The organism is Vibrio ishigakensis (assembly GCF_024347675.1).
GTDB classification, from domain to species: domain Bacteria; phylum Pseudomonadota; class Gammaproteobacteria; order Enterobacterales; family Vibrionaceae; genus Vibrio; species Vibrio ishigakensis.
The window spans coordinates 753,022-776,683 of the sequence record NZ_AP024882.1 but is presented as its reverse complement, the minus strand read 5'-3'; the positions used below and the strand labels follow the sequence as shown (position 1 = coordinate 776,683).

The 23,662-nt window shown below is 46.4% G+C and carries 24 protein-coding genes; 13 read left to right on the top strand and 11 right to left on the bottom strand.

Features of this window, described 5'->3' with window-relative positions; translation table 11 throughout:
- Positions 1-186: 186 nt before the first annotated feature.
- Together Pcarn_RS17350 and Pcarn_RS17345 are read left to right on the top strand one after the other, a co-directional pair.
- Entirely contained in the window at positions 187-1,947 is a 1,761-nt protein-coding gene (locus Pcarn_RS17350; protein ID WP_261837180.1) for a polysaccharide lyase family 7 protein, read from the top strand.
- A 531-nt stretch (positions 1,948-2,478) separates the two neighbouring features.
- Positions 2,479-4,266: a glycoside hydrolase family 19 protein gene (locus Pcarn_RS17345; protein WP_261837179.1), complete on the top strand. Its 1,788-nt coding sequence runs from the start codon at positions 2,479-2,481 to the stop codon at positions 4,264-4,266.
- Between the two features lie 97 nt (positions 4,267-4,363).
- Here Pcarn_RS17345 and Pcarn_RS17340 read toward each other — a convergent pair whose 3' ends face one another.
- Positions 4,364-5,362 (bottom strand): LacI family DNA-binding transcriptional regulator, encoded by a 999-nt coding sequence (locus tag Pcarn_RS17340; protein ID WP_261837178.1) that lies wholly within the window; start codon positions 5,360-5,362, stop codon positions 4,364-4,366.
- 199 nt (positions 5,363-5,561) lie between these two features.
- Between Pcarn_RS17340 and Pcarn_RS17335 the strand changes: the two genes are divergently transcribed.
- Positions 5,562-5,717, top strand: a complete 156-nt coding sequence (locus tag Pcarn_RS17335; protein ID WP_261837177.1) for a hypothetical protein — start codon at positions 5,562-5,564, stop codon at positions 5,715-5,717.
- Here the strand turns inward: Pcarn_RS17335 and Pcarn_RS17330 are convergent.
- The 5 genes from Pcarn_RS17330 to Pcarn_RS17310 form a co-directional block, all read right to left on the bottom strand.
- Entirely contained in the window at positions 5,714-6,124 is a 411-nt protein-coding gene (locus Pcarn_RS17330) for a GNAT family N-acetyltransferase (RefSeq protein ID WP_261837300.1), read from the bottom strand. The genes Pcarn_RS17335 and Pcarn_RS17330 overlap by 4 nt on opposite strands.
- On the bottom strand, positions 6,124-6,732 hold the full coding sequence (locus Pcarn_RS17325; RefSeq protein WP_261837176.1) for a fumarylacetoacetate hydrolase family protein: 609 nt from the start codon (positions 6,730-6,732) through the stop codon (positions 6,124-6,126). Before Pcarn_RS17325 ends, Pcarn_RS17330 begins: the two co-directional genes overlap by 1 nt.
- A gap of 3 nt (positions 6,733-6,735) precedes the next feature.
- Positions 6,736-7,017, bottom strand: coding sequence for a putative quinol monooxygenase (locus Pcarn_RS17320; protein WP_261837175.1), 282 nt, complete (start codon positions 7,015-7,017; stop codon positions 6,736-6,738).
- Positions 7,018-7,086: 69 nt separating this feature from the next.
- Positions 7,087-8,205: a glycine cleavage system aminomethyltransferase GcvT gene (gcvT, locus tag Pcarn_RS17315; protein WP_261837174.1), complete on the bottom strand. Its 1,119-nt coding sequence runs from the start codon at positions 8,203-8,205 to the stop codon at positions 7,087-7,089.
- A 146-nt stretch (positions 8,206-8,351) separates the two neighbouring features.
- Complete coding sequence (locus Pcarn_RS17310; protein ID WP_261837173.1) at positions 8,352-8,975, bottom strand: helix-turn-helix domain-containing protein; 624 nt, start codon at positions 8,973-8,975, stop codon at positions 8,352-8,354.
- 227 nt (positions 8,976-9,202) lie between these two features.
- Between Pcarn_RS17310 and gcvH the strand changes: the two genes are divergently transcribed.
- From gcvH to Pcarn_RS17295, 3 genes are all read left to right on the top strand, one after another.
- Positions 9,203-9,583, top strand: coding sequence for a glycine cleavage system protein GcvH (gene gcvH / locus Pcarn_RS17305; RefSeq protein ID WP_261837172.1), 381 nt, complete (start codon positions 9,203-9,205; stop codon positions 9,581-9,583).
- Between the two features lie 165 nt (positions 9,584-9,748).
- Complete coding sequence (gcvP, locus tag Pcarn_RS17300; protein WP_261837171.1) at positions 9,749-12,616, top strand: aminomethyl-transferring glycine dehydrogenase; 2,868 nt, start codon at positions 9,749-9,751, stop codon at positions 12,614-12,616.
- 303 nt (positions 12,617-12,919) lie between these two features.
- Entirely contained in the window at positions 12,920-13,891 is a 972-nt protein-coding gene (locus Pcarn_RS17295; RefSeq protein ID WP_261837170.1) for a hypothetical protein, read from the top strand.
- A gap of 83 nt (positions 13,892-13,974) precedes the next feature.
- On the opposite strand, the gene Pcarn_RS17290 is transcribed toward Pcarn_RS17295, so the two are convergent.
- Positions 13,975-14,778 carry a MetQ/NlpA family ABC transporter substrate-binding protein gene (locus tag Pcarn_RS17290; RefSeq protein ID WP_261837169.1) on the bottom strand — a complete coding sequence of 268 codons (804 nt, stop codon included), beginning with the start codon at positions 14,776-14,778 and terminating at the stop codon, positions 13,975-13,977.
- 238 nt (positions 14,779-15,016) lie between these two features.
- Here Pcarn_RS17290 and def point away from each other — a divergent pair, with 238 nt between their 5' ends.
- Positions 15,017-15,559, top strand: coding sequence for a peptide deformylase (gene def / locus Pcarn_RS17285; protein WP_261837168.1), 543 nt, complete (start codon positions 15,017-15,019; stop codon positions 15,557-15,559).
- A 54-nt stretch (positions 15,560-15,613) separates the two neighbouring features.
- On the opposite strand, the gene Pcarn_RS17280 is transcribed toward def, so the two are convergent.
- Positions 15,614-16,768 carry an alpha/beta hydrolase gene (locus tag Pcarn_RS17280; RefSeq protein ID WP_261837167.1) on the bottom strand — a complete coding sequence of 385 codons (1,155 nt, stop codon included), beginning with the start codon at positions 16,766-16,768 and terminating at the stop codon, positions 15,614-15,616.
- Between the two features lie 238 nt (positions 16,769-17,006).
- Here Pcarn_RS17280 and Pcarn_RS17275 point away from each other — a divergent pair, with 238 nt between their 5' ends.
- A complete protein-coding gene (locus tag Pcarn_RS17275) occupies positions 17,007-17,432 on the top strand; it encodes a hypothetical protein (protein WP_261837166.1) in 426 nt (141 codons plus the stop codon).
- 183 nt (positions 17,433-17,615) lie between these two features.
- Positions 17,616-18,602: a zinc-dependent alcohol dehydrogenase family protein gene (locus Pcarn_RS17270; RefSeq protein WP_261837165.1), complete on the top strand. Its 987-nt coding sequence runs from the start codon at positions 17,616-17,618 to the stop codon at positions 18,600-18,602.
- 33 nt (positions 18,603-18,635) lie between these two features.
- Here the strand turns inward: Pcarn_RS17270 and Pcarn_RS17265 are convergent, their stop codons facing one another.
- On the bottom strand, positions 18,636-19,919 hold the full coding sequence (locus tag Pcarn_RS17265) for an Lcl C-terminal domain-containing protein (protein ID WP_261837164.1): 1,284 nt from the start codon (positions 19,917-19,919) through the stop codon (positions 18,636-18,638).
- A 349-nt stretch (positions 19,920-20,268) separates the two neighbouring features.
- On the opposite strand from Pcarn_RS17265, the gene Pcarn_RS17260 reads away from it, so the two are divergent.
- The 3 genes from Pcarn_RS17260 to kduD all read left to right on the top strand — a co-directional run bounded on the left by Pcarn_RS17260 (position 20,269) and on the right by kduD (position 22,147).
- Positions 20,269-20,835, top strand: a complete 567-nt coding sequence (locus tag Pcarn_RS17260; RefSeq protein ID WP_261837163.1) for a DUF2799 domain-containing protein — start codon at positions 20,269-20,271, stop codon at positions 20,833-20,835.
- 134 nt (positions 20,836-20,969) lie between these two features.
- A complete protein-coding gene (locus tag Pcarn_RS17255) occupies positions 20,970-21,257 on the top strand; it encodes a putative quinol monooxygenase (RefSeq protein WP_261837162.1) in 288 nt (95 codons plus the stop codon).
- 131 nt (positions 21,258-21,388) lie between these two features.
- Positions 21,389-22,147 carry a 2-dehydro-3-deoxy-D-gluconate 5-dehydrogenase KduD gene (gene kduD / locus Pcarn_RS17250; RefSeq protein WP_261837299.1) on the top strand — a complete coding sequence of 253 codons (759 nt, stop codon included), beginning with the start codon at positions 21,389-21,391 and terminating at the stop codon, positions 22,145-22,147.
- A 28-nt stretch (positions 22,148-22,175) separates the two neighbouring features.
- Here the strand turns inward: kduD and Pcarn_RS17245 are convergent, their stop codons facing one another.
- Together Pcarn_RS17245 and Pcarn_RS17240 are read right to left on the bottom strand one after the other, a co-directional pair.
- Positions 22,176-22,535, bottom strand: a complete 360-nt coding sequence (locus tag Pcarn_RS17245) for a hypothetical protein (RefSeq protein ID WP_261837161.1) — start codon at positions 22,533-22,535, stop codon at positions 22,176-22,178.
- 24 nt (positions 22,536-22,559) lie between these two features.
- Entirely contained in the window at positions 22,560-23,039 is a 480-nt protein-coding gene (locus tag Pcarn_RS17240; protein ID WP_390904505.1) for a DUF4442 domain-containing protein, read from the bottom strand.
- Between the two features lie 289 nt (positions 23,040-23,328).
- Between Pcarn_RS17240 and Pcarn_RS17235 the strand changes: the two genes are divergently transcribed.
- Positions 23,329-23,655 (top strand): c-type cytochrome, encoded by a 327-nt coding sequence (locus Pcarn_RS17235; protein ID WP_261837160.1) that lies wholly within the window; start codon positions 23,329-23,331, stop codon positions 23,653-23,655.
- The last annotated feature ends 7 nt before the right edge of the window (positions 23,656-23,662 follow it).

Genomic DNA, 23,662 nt, shown 5'->3' with positions numbered 1-23,662 from the left:
TCAATTAGATAGCAATGATCAAATAGCGATCGTTTATATGAAAGCCAGTTCTTATATACGCAAACAATTGATGAGATATTAGTCACAAAGCCACAACTTGTATGATTGTATAGCTACAAATTGGCTACAGTTAGTCAACATTAGCCTTTTAGACACACCACCTAGAAACGAGTAAAAGGAGTTTTAATGAAGACCCAATTCAGTAGCAAACTGTTGGTATGTAGCGTAATCGGTGCACTCTCTTCATATGCGAATGCGACCAACCTCGACATCGTGAATCCCGGATTTGAAACCGGTAATTGGGATGGCTGGCAGGATGTAGACCCATCATCCATCTCGGGTGATGCCCATCAAGGTTTGCATTCCGCCAAGATAAGCGGCAGTGGCGCCTCTTTTAGTCAAGCTATCTCAGTTACACCTCAAACTAACTATACCCTTTCCGCATACATCAAAGGCTCCGGTACTCTGTTTGCCGAAGTGGGGGGGAACCGCACACAACAGAGCTCTAGTGACAGTGGCTGGAGTAAGGTAGAGGTTACGTTTGACTCTGGATCAAACAGTGAGGTCACTTTCGGCGGCTCCTACTCATCTGGCGAGGGGCGCTTCGACAGCTTTGAACTGATTCAAAATAGTTCTAGCGGTGGTGGCGAATGTAGCAGTACCCCTATTTCCATTGTCTCAGCAACTGATGATGGTACCAACGACGGTCATGTTCCTGCGAACACCATAGATGGGAGCCTGGCGGATACCTCTCGATGGTCGAGTCAGGGTATAGGTAAAACAATTACCTACGATCTCGGTTCTCAATCCACTGTGGCACAAATCGATATCGCTTGGTACATAGGTGACACAAGAAGTTCGTACTTCAGTGTTGATGTTTCCGATGATAACCAAAACTGGCAAAGAGTCATTTCGAATAATACCTCTAGTGGCACTACAGCAGGCTTTGAAAGTTACGCCTTTAGCCAATCAAATGCCCGCTACGTAAGAATTGTCGGCGAAGGAAACTCGGCCAACAATTGGAACAGTATCCTAGAGGTCGACCTATATGGCTGTAGCAGTGATTCGGGTGGTAGTGATCCTACCCCTCCTCCATCGGATCTCGACCCTAGCCTTCCACCATCAGGCAACTTTGATCTTTTAGATTGGACCCTCAGCATTCCTGTAGATAACAGCGGTGATGGTAAAGCAGATACCATCAAAGAAAATGAACTGTCGGCAAGCTATGAACACTCTTCTTTCTTTTACACTGCCGCCGATGGTGGGATGACCTTCAAAGCACCGGTTGACGGGGCAAAAACCTCTAGCAATACCAGCTATACGCGTTCAGAACTTCGTGAAATGCTTCGCCGAGGTGACACCTCTCATAGCACCAAAGGCGTGGGTAAAAACAACTGGGTCTTCTCTAGCGCTCCATCTTCAGATAGAAATGCCGCTGGTGGTGTTGATGGCACTCTGACTGCAGAGCTAAAGGTTGACCATGTGACCACAACTGGTAGCAGCTCTCAGGTGGGCCGCGTCATCGTTGGCCAGATCCATGCCAATGATGATGAACCTGTTCGTATCTACTATCGCAAGCTTCCAAACAACTCACTGGGCTCTATCTATATTGCTCACGAACCAAACGGTGGCTCAGATTCTTGGTATGAGATGATTGGCAGTCGCTCAAGCAGTGCTAGCAACCCATCTGACGGCATCGCCCTTGGCGAGGTGTTTGGCTACAAGATCGATGTCCAAGGCAACACACTCATCGTAACCATTACTCGAGCTGGCAAACCAGATGTGGTGCAAAGTGTAGACATGAGCAACAGTGGTTATGACGTTGGCGGACAGTACATGTACTTTAAGGCTGGTGTGTATAACCAAAACAACACTGGCGATGCCAACGACTATGTACAAGCCACTTTCTACAAGGTTGAAAACAAGCACACGGGCTATGCTCACTAAAAGCAGTCAATTATAAACATCATATAAAATAAGTAAGACATAAGCGGCTCTAGAATAGAGCCGCTTTTTTACATCAAAGGATAAAAATAATGTGAGCCAATCAACATATTTTAAAATCAAGTAATTACTCTAAAATAAAAAACATAAGGATAATTAACCGAGACTAATGAATATTATCTAGGATGGATATATAAAATATAATTCAGCTATATTAATATTTATTACAGTACATTTGAATCCAACTATAAAAACCTACCTAAAAAAGCACTTTATACCAATAACAAACTGAAATTAAAGGAGTAAGCTGCGCATTAAAAATCAGCACGAACATTAACAAACGATGAATCAAACTGAATATTAATTTTCATAACAATTAAAACAAGTGTGATAAACAACAAATAACCAACTAAAACACCGGTCTATCAACATATCCGACCTCCACTATTTTAATAAAACCTCAATAACATTTTTAATTATCAAGTAGTAAGGTTTTTATTACACACATCTGGTGTGGAATATAAGGATATAATAATGAATAATTTCAATCCAAATAAACTTACTTTGGCTTTAATTACTACTGGCTTAATCTCTACGAGTGTACACTCACAAACAATCACTGCTCCAGCATCCAAAGGTATGCCCAGTGCTGAGTCTATAGATACCTATATGGGAAACATCGCTCAAGCAAGAGCCTTCAACGTGCTAACTGCGCAAGGTAGCGCTTACCCAGGTTGGGAACAATTGGAGGTATTTGACGCATCTAAAGTGTACGAGGTAGCAGGTAATATTGTCCGGTATACGGATGGCAGTCGCTGGGGTGTTTTCGAGAACAAGTGGTGGACACAAGTCGATGCGCCTAGTTTCACTGGTGCCAGTGATGTTTGGGAATTCCTTGCCGAAACAGACAGCGCTGGTAACTATCTTCCCGAGGCATCAAACATCAATACTTGGGAGTCTTCTTTTGCCTACAGTGGCGGTGATCAAGTTAAACATACTATCTCTGATACACAGTATTACTTTGAGGCTCGCCATTGGACTAAGGGTGACGAACCAGTACTAACAATCACCGATGGGGGTAGTGTTCAAGAATGGGAGACGCCATGGAAGCGTATTGATGAACCTTCTGGTGAGGGAGAACCACCAGTAACACCAGACCCAGAGCCGCCGGTAGATCCAGAACCTCCCGTTGATCCTGAGCCACCTGTCGACCCAGAGCCTCCAGTGGTTGTCCCACCGGTAGATTTACCCGCTGATGGATATGCCTTCCTGCGCGAGCTCACACAAGAGCAGTGGGATTGGTTCTTCCCTATGCGCTCTGGTCGCTACAATGCCGAAGGAGGAACTCGTAATCAACCCCCGTATGCATCAGAAGATGGCTCTCTAGATACCTTTACTCTAGAGGCGTTTAAAAAGGCAGTTCTCGAATACAATACTTGGGCAGCGCATAACGGTTACAAGCAGTTCCTGAACGAGGGCTCAAAGTCGCAACAAGCTCTCGAATTTACGACGTTTTGGGCGAAGTCGGCACGAGAAACCTCAGGTTCATGGGCAAACGCGCCTGAGCCTTGGATAGTAGATGATCAGGACGCAGGGATCGTTTGGAAAGGGGCTCTCTACTGGGTGGAAGAGGTGGGTTATTCGACTAATCCTGACGGCACTAGCTCAGCCATCAATTATGTTGACCATGCCTCCACAGAATACCCACCAGCAGAAGGTCGTTCTTACTACGGTCGAGGCATTATCCAGCTTTCCTGGAACTACAACTACGGTGCCTTTAGCTACTGGCTATATGACAATGGTCTGATGCGAGACGTTATCAGCGAACGCGATATACTGCTGAAACGACCAGACTTTGTTGCAAGCAATGGTGCTCTTTCCATCCTCTCTGGCATCTGGTTCTGGATGACGCCACAAGGTGCGAAACCATCGTCTCATGACGTCATGCTGGGGAACATCACCCATGTGTCATCCTCCAGCCAAGAACTTGGCTTACCTCAACGAAACGATGGTCAAAGCATTATTACCGCCGAGGGGGAGTCTTATGACGAAGCGGTTATCTCTTATAGGCTGGGCACGGTAATTAATATTGTTAATGGCGGCTTAGAGTGTAATAAGGCAGCGGCTTACCATTCGGGACCACCACAGCGCGTCTCTTACTACAATGCTTACGCAAAATACATGAACGCAAATGTCATTGGAATCGATATACCAACCATACAAGAAGCGACCAACGTCTGGACATCCAAGATTAACGACCAGAGTCCAGATAACCTTAAAACATCCACCTGTTATGCTCAGAAGAGCTACTACGGCTGGTAAAAACCAATGTTTACAGACAACTAACGCATGATAGTAAAAGACCTGACTGCAAACACACTGCGGTCAGGTCTCTCTTCCTATAGAGTAAACAACTCGCCTACAAAGACTCTCTCTCTATAACCGGGCACTGAACCTTGATAATGCCTGTCTCGGTGCGCTGCTCCATGATATGAAGTGCGGCCTGCTTTCCAAGTTCTGAGTGGGGCAACTCAACGGTCGTTAGGCCAGGTACGAGCAGGTCTGCCACCTCTTCCATATTGTCATAGCCAAGAATGGCGACATCCTTAGGAATATCGAGGCCCAAGCGATGCAGATGCATATAGGCCACCAAAGCCACACGGTCGTTTCCGCAAACGATAGAATCGAACTGATAGTTTTCCGCTAATGCCTTATCGATGATCTTAATGGTGTCATGGTAGTCACATTCTGGAGCCATATAACGCCAGCGATAATCTGAGCTACTCAAGCTTTGCTCCGCGAGCGCCTTTTCAATGCCTTGACTGCGTAAGGTGACCGCAGGTAGATCTTGGTTTAGCATGATAAACAATGGTTTTTTATAACCTTTATCTAGCAGGCGTCTGAGCCCAGCATATTGTCCCATGGCATCATCTGGCACATAGCAAGGCACACTCGGGTCATCACAGAAACAGTTGGCTAGAACCACTGGCCTATCTTTTAGTGCGTCTGGCACCACTACCTTTCTCAAACCCATAGTGGCAAAGATAATACCTGCCGGCTTATGGGAAAGCAGGCGGTCGACGGTTGCAGCATCTGGCTCTGGGTCAAAGGTATTGATGATAAGAGAGTTCCAACCACCGCTAGTCGCTGTGTGTTCTATGGAGTGGTTGATACCAACAGAGAACGGCGTTGTGGCAACTTCGAGCGCCAATACACCTATGCTGGTTTCCTGATATCCCTGCACCGCTTTGGCACGCATCTGTTTAGCCGAATGGTCTGGGGTGTAGTTAAGCGTTTTAATCGCATCATTGACTCGCTTTAACGTCTCCGCTTTCACCTTCTCAGGGTTATTTATCGCTCGGGAAACCGTCATCCAAGATACGCCGGCGAGTTTAGAAACGTCTTTAATTGATGCCATCTGTTGCTAACTTACTAAATTCTATAACGAACAACACTTTACCATGTGACAGACATCTTTAAACAATGATGCTTGATTAGTTTTGTCACAAAAGCGTGTCGTATCAATTCTTGGATCTATGATTTAGTTGATAATAATTATTATTAACCACAGATGCGTTATAGTTGAGCGCTGAAGTTAATCATCAAAGGAAAGCCGAATGAGTTGTGGGTGCGGGAAAGATAGTTGCAGTGATACAGACAAAGGTGCATCAAATCAGGGAGTTGTGCGCCGTTTTATCGGTAAAAACCTTTTCTTGGTGTTTATTAGCGCACTCATCTTAGTTGGGGTGGTTCAGCAATACGTACTGGGTTAAGTCTCGAGTTCTATCGAGAGTTTAAAGTAGGGCACCTCGCCCTTGTAGAATCGCTCGCCCTCTGGCCCAAAGCCAAATCGGCTATAGAAAGGAATCGCGCTTTCGCGGGCATCACACCAAAAGTTACTCGCCCCCTGCTCTTTAGCAAAATCGAGCGTGTGCTCGAGTAGCGCACTGCCAATGCCCTGGCCTTGATAATCTTGGTCGGTGGCAAACTTGCGTAGGCGAATAGAATTTCCACTTTGAAATAGCGAAGCCACACAGACAAGTCTCGCATCATAGAAAACGCCGAAGTGTGTGCCAGTTTCATCATCTTCGACATGGCAAAACTCAGGTGGTTTTTCTGGCCAAAGAACAGCGTGCCTGAGGCCTATAGACTGTTGCCAAGAGATCTGTTCTATGGAAATCATTGCGCTGTCCATACTACCTCTACCAAGGTTTCGCCTTTTTCTAGCACCTTACCTTTGAAGGTAGAGCCTTTGTTCACCACACCCACCCCTTTTGGCGTGCCTGTCATAAGCACATCGCCGTCTTGCAGACTCATAAAGCTAGAAAGTTCTTTTTGAATAACCAGAGGAGGATACATCATCAATTCGACACCACCATGCTGGATAAGCACATCGTCGATATATAGCTCCAAGCTAAGATCATCAAGGTTTGAAAAATCAACAAAGTCAGAGAACAGCGCCGAACCATCAAAGGCTTTTGCTCGCTCCCATGGAAGCCCCTTGGCTTTCAGACGAGATTGAGACTCGCGCTTGGTTAGATCTAACCCTAAACCAACACCCACAAACTCATTGTTTTTCATAACAAAACAGAGCTCAGCCTCGTAGTGTATCGGCTCTTCAGTGCCACTTTTTAGAACAGATGTAATGGAGGAGTTCGGCTTGTTAAAAACCACCATCTGGTCGGGTATCTCGTTGCCAAGCTCAGAGATATGTTCCACATAGTTTCTGCCTATACACACCAACTTAGCTGGCGCTATCGCTGACCCATTTAAGTACACCTTTTCCATTTGTTACTCCATTATCTTGATGGTGTAGTGGCGCTCCACATCGACTGTGTCCTTGCCCCACTTGCTCTGTTTTACCCTTTGCTGGTGAGCATTAAAAGCTTGTTCAGACTCGAACTCTTCATACACTCTAAAGCGCGTGGGTTCAATGTCGTCTTGTGTTACCTCAAAAACCAAACAACCCGGCTCTTGCCGGGTTAATTGAATATGTTTCTTAAGGGAAACTTTTATCTGCTCAAGCTGACTGCCAGGGACAAGGATATATCCCTCTAAGATTACTTTACTCATCTCATTTCAACTCAAGAGCTAGCCTCGCTTTCCGCCGATAAACTGGGAATGCGAGGACTAATTGAGAACTTAACCGCGATAGTAACGCTGAGGCACAAACGGCATTTTCTCTACTGTCATTGGCAGTTTCTTGCCACGAACTTCTGCAAAGATTTCAGTGCCCACTGCGATTAGGTCGCTACGAACATAAGCCATAGAAACTGGCTTGCCTGCGTTAGGACCTGCAGTACCACTTGTTACCACGCCCACTTCAACATCGTTTGCATCAAACAGCTTACAGCCTTCACGCACTGGCGCTTTAGTTTGACCTACTAGGCCAACACGCTTGCGTGAAACATCTTTAGTTGCGATCTGATCAAGGATGATGTCTGCACCAGGGAAGCCACCTGCGCGCTCGCCGTCTGCACGACGGATCTTGCTGATACCCCAAAGCAGGCTTGCTTCAACAGGCGTCGTTGTTTGATCAAGGTCGTGACCGTATAGGCAAAGGCCACACTCAAGGCGAAGTGAGTCACGAGCACCAAGGCCGATCCACTCAACTAGTTCAGAGTCAGTCAGTTGACGCGCTAGCTCTTCAGCTTTCTCGTTAGGAACAGAGATCTCGAAGCCATCTTCACCTGTGTAACCACTGCGGCTTACGATGCACTCTACGCCAAGCAATTCAATACGCTTAACGTCCATGAATACCATCTCTTTAACCGCTGGGTTTAGCTCAGCTAGAACATCTACAGCTTTAGGGCCTTGCAGAGCAAGAAGAGCGCGATCATCGATCACTTCTAGCTCAACGTCTGCTGGCAGGTTAGTTTGCAGGTGCGCGATGTCTTGTGCTTTACATGCTGCGTTTACCACAACGAATAGGTGATCACCAAGGTTCGCTACCATAAGGTCATCCATGATGCCGCCTTGCTCGTTAGTGAAGAAAGCGTAGCGTTGGTTACCTTCAGCTAGATCAATGATGTCTACTGGCACTAGAGACTCTAGGCCCGCAGCTGCATTTGCACCTTTTAGACGAAGCTGACCCATGTGCGATACGTCAAACAGACCCGCTGCATCACGTGTGTGTAGGTGCTCTTTCTTAACGCCAAGTGGGTATTGAACTGGCATCTCGTAGCCTGCGAATGGAACCATCTTCGCGCCTTGCTCAACGTGAAGGTCAAACAGTGGCGTTTTTAGTAGTGCTTCAGTCATCATTTCTCCTTAATTTTGCCACGCCGGATATGCTGAAATGGCGTAACAAACTGTTCATATATGAGTTAACCTAAAAGTACAGGCAAACGATTGCCGACACTATAGGAAACTTTGCTTTTTAACACAACCGCTACAATAAACGAGTTTTATTTCGCGGTTACCCATAAAATTTGTGCGTCGCTTTCACTTACCGAAATCAGTGCATGACCCATATTGGCATCGTAATAGACGCTATCGCCTTCACTCAGTTTCAGAGGCTCATAGAATTCGCTGTAGAACATCACCTCGCCATCGAGTATCAACAAGAACTCTTCACCGTCATGACGAACCCAGCCTTGGAACTCATCGAAGCTACGAGCACGCACTACAGATTTGAACGGCATCATGCGCTTTTGAGACATCTCTGTAGCGAGAAGTTCATGCTCATAGGTAGAGGTTGGATGCGATTTCCCTGCTCCCTTCAAGGTGACGTCTCTGCGTCCGGAAGCCTTGATTTTCTTAGGCGGAGTGAATAGCTGCGGCATATCTATTTCAAGACCTACAGCCAGTTTTTGCATCGCTTGGAAGGTCGGGCTGATCTGCTCATTTTCTATCTTGCTCAAGGTCGAACGAGCCAGTCCAGTACGCTGACTCGCCTCCTCAAGGGTCAACCCGAGCTTGCCTCGAATTGACTTAATTTTGTCACCTAACTTTAATGGTTCGACGCTGTTTTCTACCGAGGATTTCTCTATGGTTAGAGATGGATATTCATCCAAAATCGTCTCTTTCATTTGTTCCTTCACCGCGTTCAATCCTGTTTTTATGGTCAGAAAGTGTGCCACAAACAGACCATTTTGATGAAGAGGATAAGGTAAGAATAAGTGAGAGATAAGTTGCAAAGTTGAATTTTTTGTTTCCGATAGGAAATTTCAGCTTGAGTACAGAGTCAACTCGGTGTATTTTTCGAGCATAAAGAGACTCATTCCTTTCTATCTGATTATTGTTGGAGATTTTAATCATGGACAACACTCTAAAATTTACCGAGAGCCACGAGTGGGTGCGCGACAACGGTGACGGCACTGTTACTATCGGTATTTCAGAGCACGCACAACAAATGCTTGGTGATGTTGTATTCGTTGACCTACCAGAAGTAGAAGACAGCGTTGAAGCAGGTGAGAGCTTCTCACTAGTTGAGTCTGTAAAAGCAGCGTCAGATATCTACGCTCCTGTGACTGGTGAAATCGTTGCTATCAACGAAGAGCTAGAAGACAGCCCTGAGCTAATCAACGAAAGCTCTTATGATGAGGGTTGGATCGTTAAGGTTAAGCTTGAAGATGCAAGCGAGCTAGACAATCTAACTAGCGCAGAAGACTACCTAGCTAGCATCGAAGACGAGTAATTTTCGCTTCAAATTGAACAAGTTAACAAAATCCCCGCTTTTGCGGGGATCTTGCCATTCAGAAGACAGGTAAAAACTCTTATAAACCTTTATCGCCTGCTCTGAATGCAGAAAGTCTAATAGGAAACACACATAGCCTCATAGAAGGCAGGGTACAACAAAGTTATGACTGATCTACTACGCAGTTTAAGCACGGACACTGAGTTCGTTGCTCGTCACAATGGTCCAAACCTAGCTGACCAACAGAAGATGCTTGAGCGCCTTGGCGTATCTAGCCTTGCAGAGTTAGTTGAGCAAACCGTTCCAGCTCAAATTCGTCTAGAAAAACCAATGACCCTAGAAGCGCCTCTGAGCGAAGCGGGTATGCTGGCTGAGATGAAGAAGTTTGCTGAACTAAACCAAGTAAAGCGCACCTTCATTGGTCAAGGTTACTACAACACCTTCACGCCGAACGTTATCCTTCGTAACGTTCTAGAGAACCCAGGTTGGTATACCGCGTACACGCCTTATCAACCAGAGATCTCTCAAGGTCGTCTAGAAGCACTGCTTAACTACCAGCAGATGGTGATGGACCTAACCGGCATGGAAATTGCGAACGCCTCTCTACTTGACGAAGCGACGGCAGCAGCTGAAGCGATGACGCTTTGTAAGCGTGCAGGTAAGAGCAAGAGCAAGACCTTCTTTGTAGCTGACGATGTTCACCCTCAAACTATCGAGGTTGTGAAGACTCGTGCTGAGTTCATTGGTTTTGAAGTACAGGTTGGCCCAATCGATGCTCTACCAGAGCAAGATGTATTCGGCGCACTGGTTCAGTATCCAACTACAACTGGTGAAGTACGCGACCTGACTGACATCATTGCAGCTGCGCAAGCGAACAAGACCCTAGTAACAGTAGCGACTGACCTACTTGCTTCTACCCTTCTTAAGCCAGCAGGCGAGATGGGCGCTGACGTAGTGATCGGTTCAGCACAGCGCTTCGGTGTTCCTGTAGGTTACGGCGGTCCACACGCTGCCTTCATGGCAACTCGTGACAAGCACAAGCGTACTATGCCTGGTCGTGTTATCGGTGTTTCTATCGATACTAACGGCAACCAAGCGCTACGTATGGCGATGCAGACCCGTGAGCAGCACATCCGTCGTGAGAAAGCGACTTCAAACATCTGTACTGCTCAGGCACTTCTTGCAAACATGGCTGCTTTCTATGCGGTATTCCACGGTAGCGAAGGTCTTAAGACAATCGCACGTCGTACTCACCACATGACAGCTATCCTAGCCGCTGGCCTAACACAAGCTGGCTACGAGCTTTGCCACAACAGCTTCTTCGACACAATCACCATCAACACTGGTGAGAAGACTGAGTCTCTATACGGCATCGCACAGCGCGCGAACATCAACCTTCGCAAGCTAGACGGCAAGCTAGGCATCAGCTTCGATGAAACCACGACTACTGCGGACATCGTGGCACTGTTCAGCGTGTTCCAAGTAACCGAGTCTATCGAAGCACTGAGCGAAGAAATCTCGAAAAACGAGTACGCGGCAATTCCAGAAGACTGCCGTCGCCAATCAGAATTCCTAACGCACCCTGTGTTCAACACCCACCACAGTGAAACTCAGATGATGCGTTACCTTAAGCAGCTAGAGAACAAAGACTTCTCTCTAACTCACGGTATGATCCCACTAGGTTCTTGTACCATGAAGCTAAACGCAGCTGCTGAGATGATCCCAGTGACTTGGCCTGAGTTCGGTGCAATCCACCCGTTCGCACCTATGGAGCAAGCGGCAGGTTACACGGCTCTAGCAAACGATCTTAAAGCCAAGCTTTGTGAGATCACTGGCTATGACGATTTCTCACTACAGCCAAACTCTGGTGCTTCTGGTGAGTACGCGGGTCTTATCGCTATCCAACGCTACCATCAGTCGCGTGGCGAAGGTCACCGTAACGTATGTCTTATCCCAAGCTCTGCACACGGTACTAACCCTGCGACGGCATCTATGGTGTCAATGAAGGTTGTAGTTGTTAAGTGTGACGAGAACGGCAACATCGATATCCAAGACCTACAGGCTAAGATCGAGAAGCACGCTGAAAACCTATCAAGCATCATGATCACTTACCCTTCAACGCACGGCGTATACGAAGAGCAAGTGAAAGAAGTGTGTGAGATGGTGCATGCCGCTGGCGGTCAGGTTTATCTAGATGGTGCGAACATGAATGCTCAGGTTGGTCTAACTAGCCCAGGCTTCATCGGTTCTGACGTATCGCACCTGAACCTACACAAAACCTTCTGTATCCCACACGGTGGTGGCGGTCCAGGTATGGGTCCTATCGGTGTTAAATCGCACCTAGCACCTTTCCTACCTGGCCACATCGAAAACGGTGTACAGGGTACTGACCACGCAGTTTCTGCAGCAGACCTAGGTAGTGCGTCTATCCTGCCTATCTCTTGGGCATACATCGCTATGATGGGTGAGCAAGGTCTGACTAACGCAACTGAAGTGGCTATCCTAAACGCGAACTACGTAATGGAGCGTCTGCTTCCTTACTACCCTGTTCTTTACCGTGGTACTAACGGCCGCGTTGCGCACGAGTGCATCATCGATATCCGTCCACTAAAAGAAGAGACAGGTATCAGTGAAGAAGACATCGCTAAACGTCTAATGGACTACGGCTTCCACGCACCAACTATGTCGTTCCCAGTAGCGGGCACACTAATGGTTGAGCCAACGGAATCTGAAGACCTAGAAGAACTAAACCGCTTCTGTGATGCGATGATCGCTATCCGCAAAGAGATGAACAAGGTTCGTGACGGCGAATGGCCACTGGAAAACAACCCACTGGTTAACGCACCTCACACCCAAGTTGATCTTGCAAACAGTGAGTGGGATCGTCCATACCCACGCGAGCTAGGCGCATTCCCGTCTAAGTCTCAACGCATCTGGAAATACTGGCCAACCGTAAACCGCGTAGACAACGTGTACGGTGACCGTAACCTGATCTGCTCTTGCCCGAGCATTGACGAGTACGTGGAAGAGTAATTTTTACTCATAAATTGATATCAGAACGGGTTCCAGTTGGAGCCCGTTTTTTTTCGCCTCAAAAATCACACCCTCTCCTCTATCCCATTCGCGCGCGATTTAAAGCTAATACATTGATTTTGCAATACTAATCTAGATGAAATGGAACGCGCCTCTTAGTTTGCCTTGAAGCAAATATGTCATTTTCATTAAAAGCACTTCATCCAGCAAAAATCCGCCACCTAACACAAGCCATTAACATTTTCATGACATTTAAATAACCACATCAAGCATAAATATGCACTCCAATAAAGGAGGATAAAAATGAAAAAACTAATACTTACCACCCTAATTTTTGCCACTTCTGCTTCATCTAGTGCAAATAATGTCGATAAAAGCGCCATTCAAGAAAACAATAAAAATTCACCTAACACCCAACATATATACATGATGACGTACTCGAGTGAAGAGGAGTACAACCACCTGAGTGTGCTAGACCTTGAATCTAAACAGGTGAGCAAGGTTGCGGATACTAACGGCGGTTCAGCTATAGAAGTTGTTGGAGATACAGTATATGTATCGGCTAGCTCAACAGCGGCACAAGGCATATGGACGGTGAAAACTGATGGCACGGAAGAAGCACTGTTTAACTATGTTCCAATGGCAGGAAGGCTCCCAATAGCAGTAGACCGCAATCAAAACGAGGTTTACGTGGGAAGCAGCGTCAATGACTCGGTGCTTAAGATGTTTTTTGGCAATGGCGATGACAGTTACCCGCAAGAGGGAGAAGATTACGAGTTTATCCTAGACCCCATTGCAGAGGGTTGTATGGCGGGGTGTGAACCAGGGGCTATGTTTGTGGATGAAGAAAATCATAGGTTTTATCTCGCATATGGCTTTGGTGATGATGCAAAGATCATCAGTTCAACCTTAGGAAGTTCATCCGAGATTGATCGAGTAGAGGAGGTTACAACCGCCGATGGCTTCTTTAACGATACAGAAGACTCTATCAAACACATGGAAGTAGATCCGAAAAGTAAGAACATTTACTTCTCAAACAATAGATTCATCTACAAAGCAAAAATCTCTGGAAATCAGGTCAAGATTAAGACACTTCGAACCGCTCCTGAAGAGGTCGTAGATGGCATATTGGGTATGACCGTCGACTTTGCGGACAAAAAGATCTATTGGTCAGAAGACTACAACATCTATTCCTCAAACCTAGAGGGTAAAAATGTTCAGTTAATTTTAGAGCACGACATGTTGGCGTTGGATTTCTCTATCGCCACCAGGTAGCTATACAATCCAGCTCTGCTTCAATAACAAAGGCGAGCTAGGAAGCTCGCCTTAATTTATTTCTTCACTCGACCGATACTAAATCAATTTGCTGCTTCAATCGTACCCTTAAAGGTGCTAGCCAAGAAGTCATTGATTGCTTTGGAGTGATAGATAGACATGATCTGCTCATAGACCTCTTTGTCTTTATCCGCATCACGTGAGGCCACCACCATTACCGCTAGAGGAGCATCCTTTGACTCTAGGTAAATACCCTGCTCTTTAGGGTTTAGTCCAGACGACATCACGTAGTTCATAGTGATTGCCGCTGCATCTACATCGTCTAGCGTGCGTGGCAGTTGAGCTGCATCTACTTCTACAATCTTAATGTTCTTTGGGTTAGCAACGATATCGCCCAAGGTAGCACTGTAGCCAGCATTCTCTTTTAAGGTAATCAAACCTGCTTCTTCAAGTAGTAGCAATCCACGGCCGCCGTTAGTTGGGTCGTTTGGAATCGCGATTCGAGCATTTTCTGGGATAGACTCAAGGTTGTCGTATTTGTTTGAGTAAACGCCCATACGCATCAAGATAGAGCGACCAATAGAGACTAGGTGGCTGCTATGGGCATCGTTATAGTTATCCAGAAACGGCTGATGCTGATAGCTATTTAGATCGATGCTCCCGTCGGCAAGCGCTGCATTCGGGGTGATGTAGTCTGAGAATTCGACCACTTCGATGTTGATGCCCTGCTTTTCAGCCTCTTTCGCTACCGCTTCAACAACCTGTGCATGCGGGCCTACGGTGGCACCTATTTTAATAACGGACTCGTCTTGTTTTCCGCATCCGGTCAAGCCAAATGCAAGTGCTGATGCCAACAAAGGTAGTGTGATTTTTTTAGTGAGTTTCATATTAATTCCATTTAAACGAGAAATGACACAGTAGATGTCTAGACATCCATAATATATTTTCATATCCTCGGGTCAATAGGCGTTCGTTAATATGCGTTCAATTACTCCGTTTTTATACTTATCAATAAGTTATACCTTATATCAAACACACAATCCCTCTGCTTCAACTCAGTGGGTTAATGGTTTGGGCAAGGTGTGATAGAAAGGGTATTAGCAGGTTCGACAAGCAAGGTATCTCATGGAAACAACAAATAAACCCGACATCGCTCAGCTAGGGCACCCTGTTTTAAGACAACGAGCGCAGGTGGTCGATGAAATTTTAGGGAACGACTGCCAAGCGTTAATTTCCGAGATGATCGACACGGTTGAGCAAGCAAGCGGTGTAGGTATCGCTGCTCCGCAGATCTATAAGAGTTTGCGCATTTTCATCATGTCTTCCAAACCAAATCCGCGCTATCCGGATGCACCGCTGATGCCAATTACTGCCATCATTAATCCAGAGATTATCCACGCAAGCTCTGAAATGGAAAAAGGTTGGGAAGGGTGCTTGAGCGTTCCGAGTATGCGGGGTTTTGTCCCAAGGCATAAGACGATATATGTGCGTTACCATGACCAGCAAGGACAGGTTCAAGAGACGGAATTTAACGGATTTCTAGCTCGCATCTTCCAACACGAACTCGACCACTTAGATGGACTGACTTTTATCGACCGCTTGGAATCAACTAAAGATTTGATCAGCGAGAGTGAGTGGTATCAGCAGTTTGCACCGCAAGCTAATTAAATAACTCAATAACAAAGCGCGATACCAAAGGTACGCGCTTTTTTAAACTTACAATTAGCTTTCAGTTACAGTCGCAAGGCTTTGTGTCAGCTCTTGATAGTAAGGATTCCACGTCAATCTTGCGTGCACCTTGCCCTCTTCTTCGTAGCCCCAAGCTGACCACCAAACATCACCACCCTGCTCGCAGAATGTGGTCGACTCTTTATCCATGCTGTTCAAACACATTCTGTACTCGCCGTTTTTCCCGTAATAATCGTTAGAAGGGGCAAATAGTGGGCTCATATGAGAACCAGTACTGATCTGCATAGAATCTATCTTCATGCTTAATGAAGTAGCGCTCGGCAACGCGACTTCAGATTCACCGTACCAAAGCAATTGGTTATTCGGATGGGTAAATCGCTCTTCATACATGGTCTTGACGGCAATAGGATCGACCACACTGTCTGCTTCACTTAAAGCGATCAAAGTCGGAACCGTTACTTGTTTCTCCTTTAATAAGCTTCGCAGTTTGCTAGCACTCTCTGAGTATGCAATCGCGCCATTGAGGGGAGCCGAACTATAGCGAGCCGCGTTATCCTCTTCAGTGTTGTAGCCATCGATAAAGAGTGCCGCGATAGGCGCGAGTTTTTCCATGAATGGAGCCTTGGATTGGAAGCCAGGAGAAAACAGCACCAATCCTTCTACATCCCCTTGCTCTAGGGCATTGATAGTCACTAGGTTACCGCCAGTAGAGAAGCCGCCCAACCATACCTCATCGTATTCTTGCTTCAGCAGATTCGCATAATGGTCGACCATAGTTTGCCAGTCTTGATAGCTAGGCAGCATCAAATCTGAAGGCTTACTACCGTGCCCTGGCAGCAGAACGGCTTGAACGTAGAAGCCTTGTTGCTGAAGTGTTTTACCTATATCCGAGAAACTGTATGGCGAATCACCCAAACCATGCACCAGCAAGATAGCCTTATTTGTCTCGCTCTCAGGCTTTAGCTCAAACGGCATATTCATAGCGATCTCTTTGTCATGCTCATCACTCATATAACCGCGGTTTTCCACCAGCCACTGCTCTGTCTCTGCGAGATACTCAGAATAGGTTGGCTGAATATAATCGTAATACTCATCCGACTGATTCAAGGCCGTAGACGGTGTTGAGCTACAACCCACTAAAGCCAGAGTTAATACTGAGAAGAGTGCTATATAAGTACGTAGACGCATCAGTTTTGCCCGCTATCAAGAAAGTGCCGGCACATAGTAAATAGATACGCCAAAGGAGTCAGTGCACAAAAATGCATAACTTGTATACAAAACTACGAAGCCTGTTTGTTCGTACTTTTGTATACAGAATGGAAATTTGGGTGGCTCAGGAGCATTTTCGGTGTCGTACAAAAAGTAGGCACGCAATATGCAAATCAAAATTCGAGCACGCAATTTCACAAGGAAGGAAGTTATGTATATGTCAGAACGTGTCGTATGGACAGAGCTAGACACCGTGCTTCGCCTAGCTAAAGATGAACCCCATTATCAGGCGGCTATGTCTGTGTATCGCAACATAGAGCCTCACATCGATGAACTGCTGCAGATCAAGCTAAACGCTGATGACGTCTATCGTCGCTACCAACAGACCCATGAATGTAACAAAGGAGAGGTGGCACTCACCCAGCTATCTTTGAGCGCCCGCGCAGAGGTATTCGCCATTGAATCTCACCTACAAAGCGCTTTGGACGAGATAGCGAAAATGACCAACAATGAAGACCGCCAATTTGATGCAACCTTCGATAATTTCCGTGCATTCGCAATCAGAGAGGCAAATCGATATAGGAAGGAAATCGACTACTATCACGCCATGTGTCTTGAGCAGCAGACCTTACTCTACTATTGAGAACCGATAATTATAGATATGAGAATCATTTTGCGAGTTTGGTTCTCATGTCTATCCTCTCACCCTATCTCCTGTACCTCTTCCCGTTTTCTGCACGATTTCAGCCCATCTTTATTTGTAGACTGAGAAATCCATTTCTACAGTTAGGAAGCATCTCGATAACCAATAAGGATTAGAAGCGCTATGAAAGCTATGGTTGTAAAAGAATTTGGCGGCAGTGATGCCTTCGTACTGGATGATATTCCCAAGCCCGAGGTCTCTGCGGGCAACGTTCTAGTCAAGATAGTCGCCACCAGCGTAAACACTGTCGATATGATGATCCGCGAAATGGGTCCTGGCCTTCCTTTCTCCCCTCCAGCTCCTGCCGTTCTAGGTATGGACTTCGCAGGCGTTGTTGAGGCCGTTGGTGATGGTGTTAATGATTATCAGGTTGGTGATGAAGTGTACGGCTGTGCAGGCGGTTTAGGAGATCTACAGGGTACGCTAGCCGAATATATGGTGGCAGATGCAAGGCTAATTGCTCGCAAACCAAAGAACCTATCCATGCAACAAGCAGCAGCAATCCCATTGGTAGGCATTACCGCCTATGAAGGTCTTGATAGAGCCGGACTGAGGCCCGGCCACAAGATACTGATTCATGGCGGCGCAGGTGGCGTGGGGCATATTGCCATCCAATTGGCGAAACACTTTGGCGCTGATGTTTATGCCACTGGCAGTTCAGACAAACAGATCAAACTGATTGAAGAGCTAGGTGCTATAGGTATCAATTACAACACCGAAAGCGTTGCCGATTATGTTGAGAAATATACTGGTGGAATTGGTTTTGACGTGGTTTATGATTCGGTCGGCGGCGCAAACCTGCCAAATTCCATCGAAGCCACAAAGCTGAACGGCCAGATAGCGACAACCGTCTCTCTACTGGAACTCGATCTTTCAATGGTGCACCTAAAAGGGCTATCGCTACACGTAGTGTTTATGCTGATACCTATGATCCACAACGTTAACCGAGAGCAACATTCGGGCATCCTGAAAGCCATGTCACACATAGCGGAAGAGGGTTTTCTTACCCCAATTGTCGACCCTCAGGTGTTCCCGCTCGAGGAAGTGGGCAAGGCGCACGACCACCTAGCGAGTCGAACGGCTATCGGTAAGGTGATAGTGGAAATCTAATCTAGAAAAGGGGCATCAAGCCCCTTTGTTGTATTAGCGATTAGCAAAACTCTGTGAGGGTCTTTGCGTAGTAGCCGGTTGTTTAACAAATTCAGCCTCACCACCACTCACACAACGCACCATATTATCGATACGGATAGCATCTCCCTGCGGTCCTCGGCCTGTAGGGTAGCGACTCGCGTCTCCAGTCTTGGGGTCACTACGCTGGGCTCCTGCACCATGAACATCAATCCACTCATTCTTCATATAACCCATGGAACGCCCAAACGAGACATAAGCCGCTGCTTTTCCACCTCTCATGCTTTGATGTGTGGTGCTACTCCAGTAGTTTGCATAATCCTTCTGCTTGGCCTCGTTAGCAATCTTAGTCGTCTCAAATATCGGGTCTATGGCAGGGGAACTAGATGAGGCTGGAGAGCGGGTATAATCCACGATAGATTGCAGCTCTTTGACGTTAGGCAGTCGCCAGTTGTCTGTCCCCGCAAGATTTAGGTTCTCACAGTAGGCAAGAGCAGAAGGAAAGTCCATCTGCTGCTGACTATCACCCTTTTGCCAAGTTAAGCCAGTTGCTTTATCTAAGATGGTCTCATTCTTGTTATCTACAAACTGATTCTGGCCATACTCAGGGTTTCCACGCACCGCCAATACATAGAAGGTCTTTTCCCCTCCCCTCGGATGCCAAAGGCCATAGCCTTTGATTCGACCATCAATGAAGTTAACCCCGAATGCAGTTTCATCGCGCTTCATGGTCAAAGAAACGTATTTGGTAGAGGAGACAAACTGTCCATCAATCAAGCGCTCGCCAGAGCTAACATCGCCAGCGTTTATATCGAAGTAGCGACTATCGATAAAGGGAACCAAGTCGAGCTTGGCGCTTTTATTTCGGATGCCACTTGGGTCTTGGCCATCAAACAAAATCAGAGAATTGAGCTCTTTAATACTTGGCAATCGCCAATCATCAAACCCTGCAGTATGCAGAGATTCAACATACTTCATCGCCTGTTCGTATGTCATTTTATCTTTGGCATCGATTTTTCCATCACCGTTGGTATCTGTGGTTTGTGTCCACATCAGGCCAGTGACCTCATCAGAGACCGTGTCGTTGCCGTTGTTAGTGTAGCTAGGTTGATTACCCTGATACTGAGCATCCTGCCCGAAGGTATCTTGCCCCGCGCTAGGACATGACTTCATCGCACCACTCGAAGAAAAACACTGGTTTTGATTGGTGTCCACGATTGGATAATTGAGTGTATTTGCGGAAGCAACACCAGCAAAAAACAGCGAGCAGAGCGTAAACGAAATAGATGAGCCTTTCATAATGACCTCTTTTTGATTCGACTCATTTAGTTTACTCAAACCAAGGTCAAGAAAGGTTGTGCAAGGTAAAGCTATGTAAACAGGGTGAGAAAAACTGTTACTTAGATTACCTAGAGGCTCTAAACATAGCTGAGTATTCCCTGACCACTAAAACACAGTCCAGCTATTAATCTACTGATTCTTAAACACTTTCACGCACTGATTTGCATAGCTTCACAATATAGCATCCAAATACGGTATCTTTTTTCCCGATATCTCCACGTCAAACCGTGATTTTAACGTGATAGGGTCATTCCAAAATTTAGCCTGCTTGGATGGAAGTAGGTAACTACAGTTTTAGGAATACTCAATGTCACTTATTTCGAATCTTGAGCGTGGGGGCTCAATCTCAAAATACGCCAAACACGGCCTATTACTTGGTCTAGTTGTCACTACTATGGCAGGTTGTGCCAGCATGTCTCCCGAAGAGTGCAAAGCCGCTAACTGGCATCAGGTTGGATATCAAGATGGTCAGCAGGGTGAGAACCCTCAAATCGTAAATGACTACACCGAGGATTGCGCCGAAGCTAAGGTAGTGGTGGACCGTATCGAATGGACCAAAGGCTTCCATGAGGGCACTAAGGTCTACTGCGATCCAAGCAATGGCTACCAAGTTGGGGTCGAAGGCCGCGAATACTATGGTGTTTGTGAAAACCCTAAGTTCCTGAAGAACTACCAGATGGGCAAACAGGAATACCAAAGACAGCAGCGCTTAAACAACCTTAACGCTCAGATTGCCTCTCTCGATGACCAAATCAGTCACGAGAAAGATGCCAAGAAAGCCAAGCAGCTTCGAGAACAGCGTAAAGACCTCGCCCACGAACGCTCTCAATTGCTAAACCCAGATGTAAACATGAACATCAACTTCAAATTCTAATATCCAATGGCAATCTAGGTTGCCTTTTTTGACCTTCAGCCCAGTTTTTAATAGTCAGACATAAATCAGCCGTTTTAAGGTCTAGGCTATGAAGGTCTCTCTCAACCATCATTCGACTCACAAAAGGAATAAGAATGGCTCTAACTATCGTTGCAAACATTATCGCTAAACAAGACAAGGCTGAACTGGTTCAGTCCGAGCTCCTAAAGCTGATTGATACCACGCGAGCTGAAAAAGGTTGTATCAATTACGACCTGCACCAAGACAACGAAAACCCAGCACACTTCCTGTTCTTCGAGAACTGGGAGACTCGCGAACTATGGCAAGACCATATGAATAACACTCATCTAGCCGAGTTCCTCAAAGCAGTAGACGGAGCGATAGAAAGCTTCACCGTGAACGAGATGACACTGATCGGTTAATCTCGCCTGTGCATTAACGAAACTGAAAGCGGCCTAGTGTCGCTTTTTTGCCCTTTATGGTCTTGCATCTTTCCCTGCATCAGGTATAAACCGATTTGTATTACAAAATAAGGAACTCCAACACAGTGAGCATTTTGAACGCTTTTAATCTTGAAGGAAAAGTTGCAATCGTAACGGGCAGTAGCACTGGCCTTGGTCAAGGTATGGCTATCGCCTTAGCAGAAGCTGGCTGTGACATCGTGGGTGTAAACAGCTCTATTCCAACCGAGACAGAGCAAAAGGTTACTGCTCTGGGTCGTCGATTCCTTACCGTTCAAGCGGATCTTAAAGACCAATTCGTTATTCCAGGTATTATTGAAAAAACTCTAGAGGCCTTTGGTCGTATCGATATCTTAGTCAACAATGCCGGCATTATCCGTCGTAACGATGCTATCGAGTTTACTGAGCTTGATTGGGATGAGGTGATGGATATCAACCTTAAATCCCTATTCTTCCTCTCTCAAGCAGTAGCCAAGCAATTCATCGCTCAAGGCGAGGGTGGCAAGATCATAAACGTCGCTTCCATGCTCTCTTATCAAGGTGGCATCCGAGTTCCTTCATACACAGCCTCGAAGAGCGGCGTGCTTGGTCTTACACGTCTGATGGCAAACGAGTGGGCAGCGCACGGCATCAACGTTAACGGCATCGCACCTGGTTATATGGCAACCAATAACACAGCAGCGCTACAAGCAGATGAGAAGCGCAACGCTGAGATCTTGGGCCGCATCCCCGCAGGTCGTTGGGGCACCCCAGAAGATCTAGGTGGCTCGTGTGTATTCCTTGCCTCAAGCGCTTCCAATTATATGCACGGTCATACTATGGCTGTGGATGGCGGCTGGCTAGCTCGCTAACATGAAAAAGGAGACCTCGTGGTCTCCTTTAAAATTTGTAGGTCTGTGGGCAGATTTCCGTACTACCGATCGTGAGCACATAGGTATCACCGAGTACATCATACGAGCAGAGTTTACTAAAACCCTGCGTCTTCTCTTCTTTAAAGAAACCTGTCTTATTGGCATCTGAGCTCGGCTGTTGCAGCTTTGGCGTAATCTCGAACTCATGAGTAAGCGGACAAAGGTCTGTCGAGCCTAGGTTCAGTGAGTGGATCTCCCCTAGCACATCGTAAAAGCACACCTTAGAAAATCCTTGGGTGCTCTCCGATTCTAAAAAGCCAGTAGTTGCCGATGCAGGTAAGGCATACGCGGCAAACGCGGAAAGTAGTAATAAGCGGGTCTTAGACATCAAACGCCCTCCTTTTCCCCGAGTTTACTTAGCTTTCAAGGAGAGGGTCAACTGGAACTCAGCCACAGGATCAGAGCCTAGCTTGGGACAGGTTGCAATAATGGTGACATCTCTATTCACACGCTCACCCGAGCTTATAGTCTCTTTTAGCATCTCATCAATAAGCTCACCGTCGTGGCAAATAAAGTGCACATCTGACTCAGGACGCTTCAAGAAATCTGCCTTAATCCCCTTAAAGGCGAGTGATATAGGCTGACCTTGATTCTGAGCCTTCATTGCAGCGAGGAAACCACCAGCGACATCTGCGCCAACGACCAATGCACCCATATACATGCTGTTAAGGTGGTTCTTGGTGCGCCTACGCAGGGGGATCTTCACCTCTACCCTAGTTTCATCAATGTGTACGATCTTGGGTCTACATAACCAAAGTAGCGGAACCTTGTTAAAACTGAACATCTTCAGATAAAGGTTCGCCTTTTGTCTCACCGATAATATTGCGCCCATCCTTAGCCCCTTTGATACAGCAAAAATTGGAATAACTACTCTAGTAGTCTAAGCCAAGTTCGGCAGTTTGGCTGAGTGCTATCCCCCAATTTCTATATAGGTTTCAAAGGCTAAGTCACTCGCTAGCCAAACCAGTTCGATAAAGCATTTCACTCAAAAACGAACTTTTTCAGCCGACGCGCGTAAGCATCTAGTGTGATCCAAAGCACTCCCCTCTTTCTAAACTATACTTTTGGCTACTATTAGTTCGCAGAGGCCTCTGCGGAAACAGCGCATAAAGGACTTATCTATGAAGCTTGTTTGGACTTTGTTGGCAGCACTGAGCTTTACCGTTCATGCTGACACGACTAAAGATGAACAGTTTGAAATTGGCAAGGCAAAAGCGAAGGTATGCATGACCTGCCACGGTGAAGACGGCATTTCCACCCTAGATCCCTACCCAAATCTCCGTGGGCAAAAGATGGGATACCTTATTTCCTCCCTTAAAGATTACAAAGCACGTGAACGAACCAGTGGGCTTGCGATCCTAATGCAACAGCAAGTTGACGCACTTACCGACCAAGACATTGAAGACATTTCTTATTTCTACTCGAAACTAGGCAGTGAGAACGAGTAATCAGGAG

Bases quoted from the DNA above. Each gene is read 5' to 3' on its own strand.
- Pcarn_RS17310 (WP_261837173.1), bottom strand. From the start codon at position 8,975: ATGAAAGAGACGATTTTGGATGAATATCCATCTCTAACCATAGAGAAA.
- gcvT (WP_261837174.1), bottom strand. From the start codon at position 8,205: ATGACTGAAGCACTACTAAAAACGCCACTGTTTGACCTTCACGTTGAG.
- Pcarn_RS17290 (WP_261837169.1), bottom strand. From the start codon at position 14,778: ATGAAACTCACTAAAAAAATCACACTACCTTTGTTGGCATCAGCACTT.
- Pcarn_RS17275 (WP_261837166.1), top strand. From the start codon at position 17,007: ATGTCAGAACGTGTCGTATGGACAGAGCTAGACACCGTGCTTCGCCTA.
- Pcarn_RS17345 (WP_261837179.1), top strand. From the start codon at position 2,479: ATGAATAATTTCAATCCAAATAAACTTACTTTGGCTTTAATTACTACT.
- gcvH (WP_261837172.1), top strand. From the start codon at position 9,203: ATGGACAACACTCTAAAATTTACCGAGAGCCACGAGTGGGTGCGCGAC.
- Pcarn_RS17270 (WP_261837165.1), top strand. From the start codon at position 17,616: ATGAAAGCTATGGTTGTAAAAGAATTTGGCGGCAGTGATGCCTTCGTA.
- Pcarn_RS17350 (WP_261837180.1), top strand. From the start codon at position 187: ATGAAGACCCAATTCAGTAGCAAACTGTTGGTATGTAGCGTAATCGGT.
- Pcarn_RS17280 (WP_261837167.1), bottom strand. From the start codon at position 16,768: ATGCGTCTACGTACTTATATAGCACTCTTCTCAGTATTAACTCTGGCT.
- Pcarn_RS17260 (WP_261837163.1), top strand. From the start codon at position 20,269: ATGTCACTTATTTCGAATCTTGAGCGTGGGGGCTCAATCTCAAAATAC.
- gcvP (WP_261837171.1), top strand. From the start codon at position 9,749: ATGACTGATCTACTACGCAGTTTAAGCACGGACACTGAGTTCGTTGCT.
- Pcarn_RS17255 (WP_261837162.1), top strand. From the start codon at position 20,970: ATGGCTCTAACTATCGTTGCAAACATTATCGCTAAACAAGACAAGGCT.
- Pcarn_RS17245 (WP_261837161.1), bottom strand. From the start codon at position 22,535: ATGTCTAAGACCCGCTTATTACTACTTTCCGCGTTTGCCGCGTATGCC.
- Pcarn_RS17340 (WP_261837178.1), bottom strand. From the start codon at position 5,362: ATGGCATCAATTAAAGACGTTTCTAAACTCGCCGGCGTATCTTGGATG.
- Pcarn_RS17295 (WP_261837170.1), top strand. From the start codon at position 12,920: ATGAAAAAACTAATACTTACCACCCTAATTTTTGCCACTTCTGCTTCA.
- Pcarn_RS17265 (WP_261837164.1), bottom strand. From the start codon at position 19,919: ATGAAAGGCTCATCTATTTCGTTTACGCTCTGCTCGCTGTTTTTTGCT.
- Pcarn_RS17320 (WP_261837175.1), bottom strand. From the start codon at position 7,017: ATGAGTAAAGTAATCTTAGAGGGATATATCCTTGTCCCTGGCAGTCAG.
- Pcarn_RS17235 (WP_261837160.1), top strand. From the start codon at position 23,329: ATGAAGCTTGTTTGGACTTTGTTGGCAGCACTGAGCTTTACCGTTCAT.
- Pcarn_RS17325 (WP_261837176.1), bottom strand. From the start codon at position 6,732: ATGGAAAAGGTGTACTTAAATGGGTCAGCGATAGCGCCAGCTAAGTTG.
- Pcarn_RS17240 (WP_390904505.1), bottom strand. From the start codon at position 23,039: ATGGGCGCAATATTATCGGTGAGACAAAAGGCGAACCTTTATCTGAAG.
- def (WP_261837168.1), top strand. From the start codon at position 15,017: ATGGAAACAACAAATAAACCCGACATCGCTCAGCTAGGGCACCCTGTT.
- Pcarn_RS17335 (WP_261837177.1), top strand. From the start codon at position 5,562: ATGAGTTGTGGGTGCGGGAAAGATAGTTGCAGTGATACAGACAAAGGT.